Origin of the sequence: Massilia jejuensis, assembly GCF_042656795.1 — a bacterium.
Lineage (GTDB): Bacteria > Pseudomonadota > Gammaproteobacteria > Burkholderiales > Burkholderiaceae_D > Telluria > Telluria jejuensis.
In genome coordinates, this window is sequence record NZ_JBHSMS010000030.1 from 1 (window position 1) to 3,727 (window position 3,727).

Here is a 3,727-nt window from a genome sequence, read left to right on the forward strand (position 1 = left end):
CGCGGGCTCGATGCGCAGCACGACAGCCCGGCCCGAGGGCAGCGCCCGAGGGAGACGCCCGAGCCGCAGGCGGCCCCGCCACGATCACGGCCGCAGGCACTCCGCCAAGTCGACCACGGAACCAGCGTCGACCGTCTCGAGCGAAGACCAGGCGAACGACCGGCCGAGCCCGGCCACCGTTGACAGGCCGTGCTTACCGTTCTGAGCGCCGCGCTCGATCCGGAGTGCACGGTGAAACAGGATCGGGTGCGTATCGCGCAGCCAGATGACCTCGCTCTTCTTCGAGGCGGGGCAGAAGAAACAGGCGCTCTTGATGGGTTTGGGCAAGCCCGCACTGGCGATCAGGCGGATGCACTCGACGCGGTCGATGCCCCACTCCTGCAGCGGATACCAGTAATCGAAACGCTCGGCGTCGACGTGGCCCTGCGCAGTCTTCTTCGCCACGGCAGCATCGGCCTTGCGCCGGCGCCGGCAGTCCTGGTCGCCGTTGTCGTAGCCGATGGCTTTACGGACCCGGATGCCGGCAGCCCACGCCTCGACGGCAGGAGCCCACCGCTGGAGGTAACGGTTTTGCGGCTCCACTTTGAACACCAAACTGCACGAGTGTTTGCCGAATGCAAGGGAGGGCAGCGTCTGGTTGGCCAGGCACTTGCCTTCCAGGGTCTTGTATTTCGCGCGCTTGGGTTGGTAGCGAACCACGGTAACCGGAGGGAATCCGACCGCCGCCAGCCATGCGTTGATGATGCGCAGGTAAGCGTAGGTCTCGGGCTTTTCGCCGCCGGTGTCGGCGAACAGGATCAGGTCCGGCCGGATGCCGCGCCGGTGCATTGCCACCAGCATGGCCGTGCTGTCGACGCCGACGCCGTAGGACACAACCAGCGGCGCGCAGCGGGGCGGCTCCGACAGCGGCAGCGCACACTGCGCGGCGTCTGCAGCGCCGCGCCGCCGGCGCGGGAGAACGGACCGCATGACAGGCGCGCGCCCGTTTAGTCGGCGGCCGGGACGGGCGAGGCCAGCTGCTCCGGGCTGGCGGGTGGATCCTTGCGTTTCTCGTCCGTGATGAACACGAAGCAGGAATCGTGGCGCGGTCGTTGTCCGCGCTGCTCGGCGGTAAGGAAAGCACCGAGCACGTACCGGACCCGGTGCGCGCCGTGGGTGCCGGCAGCGGCGATGGCCTTGTATCCGCGGTAGTCGCTTGGCACCGCCTGATATTCCGCTTTTGTGAGACGCACGAAGTCGGCGCGCTCGTAGTTGGCGAGCGGCGCGGTGGCCGTTGCGGCAGCGGCGGCCGCCTTGGTCTCCGCTGTCGGCGCCTGGTAATCCGTGATCTCGTCGATGGGCCGCACAGGGACGCCGCGCGCATCGGTGGTCACGCTGAGCGCCTTGCCGTCGCGCCTGGTGACACGCAGGATGGTGAGCCATTCGCCACGTACCAGAACGCGGCCGCCAGGCTGCAGGTCCACCGTGTCCGCGATCAGGCCGCCCTGGTCGGCGAGCATCGCCCGCTCGTATGCGAGGCGGTTGGCGTAGTGGTCGATCCAGCGCTGCGTCCACGCGGCGGTGTCCTGGTATTGCTTCTTCGCCGCCTCGACGATTTCGGCGAGGGTGCGGGGCACGTACAGCGACGGGTGGCTGTTCGTGAGCGCGTCGTAGCCGCTGGGTCCGGAATGGAGGTCCTCGCTGTCGCCGTCCTTGCGCGGCAGGCGCAAATTGCAGCGGCTGGCGAGGGTGACGGCGTGCTGTTCGGTCAGCCCGTCCGCACTCCACCATTCCAGCCAGTACAGTGCCTCTTCGCGCGCGCGCTCCTGCTTGCGTTTGTCGGCATCGAGCGACTTGATCCGGCGGGCGCGCACGTCCGGGCGCTCCTTGTGCTTCGCGTGACGCAAGGCCGCGGCGGCTCGCTTGCCCCAATATTCGGCGCTCGCCCACATGCTCACCGCTTTGCGCATCCCGTTCTCGATGCGTTCGGTGTCTTTGCGCGCGCGGCGCTCACTGTGGTGGCCCACGAGGATGGGCTGGCCGAAGGGGATCCGGTCGGCGATCGCCGCCGCGCCGCGCCGGGCGGCATCGGCCTCCTCCGCATGGTTGTCGCTGCGCTCGCTGAAGCGCTCCGCGCGCTCCTCTGCGCGGTCGACCAGGCTCGTGTCTTCGTCGCCGACTTCGCCGCACAGCTCGAGCAGCAGGTCTTCGCGCGCTGGCGTCCACGCCGGCGCAACGAACAGCCGCTGCTTCGGCGCCCACTGAAAACCCGCTTCCTTCACGCGGGCGTAGGTAGCGGAATCGAGTTTCGAAGCTGGGTACAGGCGCAGTTTGTTGTCCTCGGGCGAATAGGTGGCGGTATGCTCGGTCATGATTTCGGCTCCTGGCGGCGATGGTGGGCGGCGCCCTGTTCGCTGGCGTCTGCTCACGCCAGCGGGGCGGCTGGAGCGGCATCGAAGCATCGCCCCAACAAGAACAGCATACCGGAATTACTATTGCCTGTCAATAGATACGGAGCCGCAACGAGTAGCGCACCTGCTACGCCTGCAGCAGAGGCCCGGGCGGGTGAGACCACCATGGCAAGCTTCAGGAACTTTCGCGCGCGAAACCTCCGCGAGTCTGCAAGCCGCCTTTACCTCGCCGGCATCAACCGTCTGCCTTCCTCACTGGAACGGCAGCCGCAACGCGCAACGCCGCCAGGCGCGGAGGCTTCACGGAAGCGTGTCGCGCAGTCGGACGTCGCTTTGTCTTGCGAAGCGGAATAGAAAAAGTAGGTATTAGTTACGGCTTGGGCAGATCTGAACCGGTGATGATGCAAATCGCCTCGAAACGGTCTTGCCGGTGAGAGCCGGTGTCTACCGAGTTTTGTTGGACGCATCGCGCCCTAGCGAACGTACCTCAAACGTCATCTGCGAACACGAGAGGTGGCTCCCCGCGCTCGGCGCGATGCTTGGCGAGGACGCGCTTGAAGGTTGCTTTCATTTCCTCAGCCCGCTTAACCTCACGTTCGTGCTCGGCCCGTGAAGCAGGCCGCCGGCCGAATTGATCTTGAAAATAGTATGAACCGTCTTTAAAGCCAACGACGGTGTGACCGGCCTGCCTGATAACCTTGTGCTTCGGTGGGAGCAAGAACTTTCCCAGCTGATTCCACAAGGTCGTTTTAAGATGACGCTCTGGAAAAAGGTCGTCCTCAGTCCGTCCAGCGATGTAACGGTAGGCGCGTTTCTTAATAATGTAGTTGACTTCGCGCACCTGCTGCTCCGTCAGCGTTCTTTCCCGGATGCAGCCGTCGTATCGCACCATTGGGCTACCTTGGTCAAAGTACCGTGAGTTCGTGCGGGCTTTGCGTGCCTTGGATGCCCCGGGAGAATTGGCAAACTCTACATGCGTCAGCACGTATAGGCGCTCGCGATCAAACGGGAAGAGGGTCTGCGTACCCTGCCAATGCAGATGCGGGTCGAAGCCAGGCGGAACATCGGGTCCCCCCGGAAAGACATGCCGGTTGAAAAGGGTTACCGGATGATCGGAAAAAATAAAGCCTGAGGACCCTTCCGGCGCGCGAACGATTTCTAGGCATCCCTCAGCCCACATAATGCAATGCATACGACGCATTTCCTGCATCGCGACCATCAGATCTAACTGGCTCTTTTTCTCCGTCATCGCCTGAACAAACTGCAGCCCCTTAGGGAAGCGCTGATCAATTGACGATTTTCAGCGGACCTCCCTTTTTTTGCGGCAAAGACCAGCC

The 3,727-nt window shown here is 64.4% G+C and carries 3 protein-coding genes; all 3 read right to left on the reverse strand.

All coding sequences use genetic code 11. The features are described from left to right. Positions 1 to 84: 84 nt before the first annotated feature. Positions 85 to 969 (reverse strand): phosphoadenosine phosphosulfate reductase domain-containing protein, encoded by an 885-nt coding sequence (locus ACFPOU_RS09565; protein WP_379719865.1) that lies wholly within the window; start codon positions 967 to 969, stop codon positions 85 to 87. Positions 970 to 986: 17 nt separating this feature from the next. Beyond that, a complete protein-coding gene (locus ACFPOU_RS09570) occupies positions 987 to 2,351 on the reverse strand; it encodes a DUF3560 domain-containing protein (RefSeq protein WP_379719868.1) in 1,365 nt (454 codons plus the stop codon). Between the two features lie 526 nt (positions 2,352 to 2,877). Beyond that, positions 2,878 to 3,639, reverse strand: a complete 762-nt coding sequence (locus ACFPOU_RS09575) for a DUF4238 domain-containing protein (RefSeq protein ID WP_379719871.1) — start codon at positions 3,637 to 3,639, stop codon at positions 2,878 to 2,880. Positions 3,640 to 3,727: the final 88 nt, after the last annotated feature.

What these genes read in the sequence shown, in the direction of transcription:
- ACFPOU_RS09565 (WP_379719865.1), bottom strand. Translation starts at nt 969, where the DNA reads ATGCGGTCCGTTCTCCCGCGCCGGCGGCGCGGCGCTGCAGACGCCGCG.
- ACFPOU_RS09570 (WP_379719868.1), bottom strand. Translation starts at nt 2,351, where the DNA reads ATGACCGAGCATACCGCCACCTATTCGCCCGAGGACAACAAACTGCGC.
- ACFPOU_RS09575 (WP_379719871.1), bottom strand. Translation starts at nt 3,639, where the DNA reads ATGACGGAGAAAAAGAGCCAGTTAGATCTGATGGTCGCGATGCAGGAA.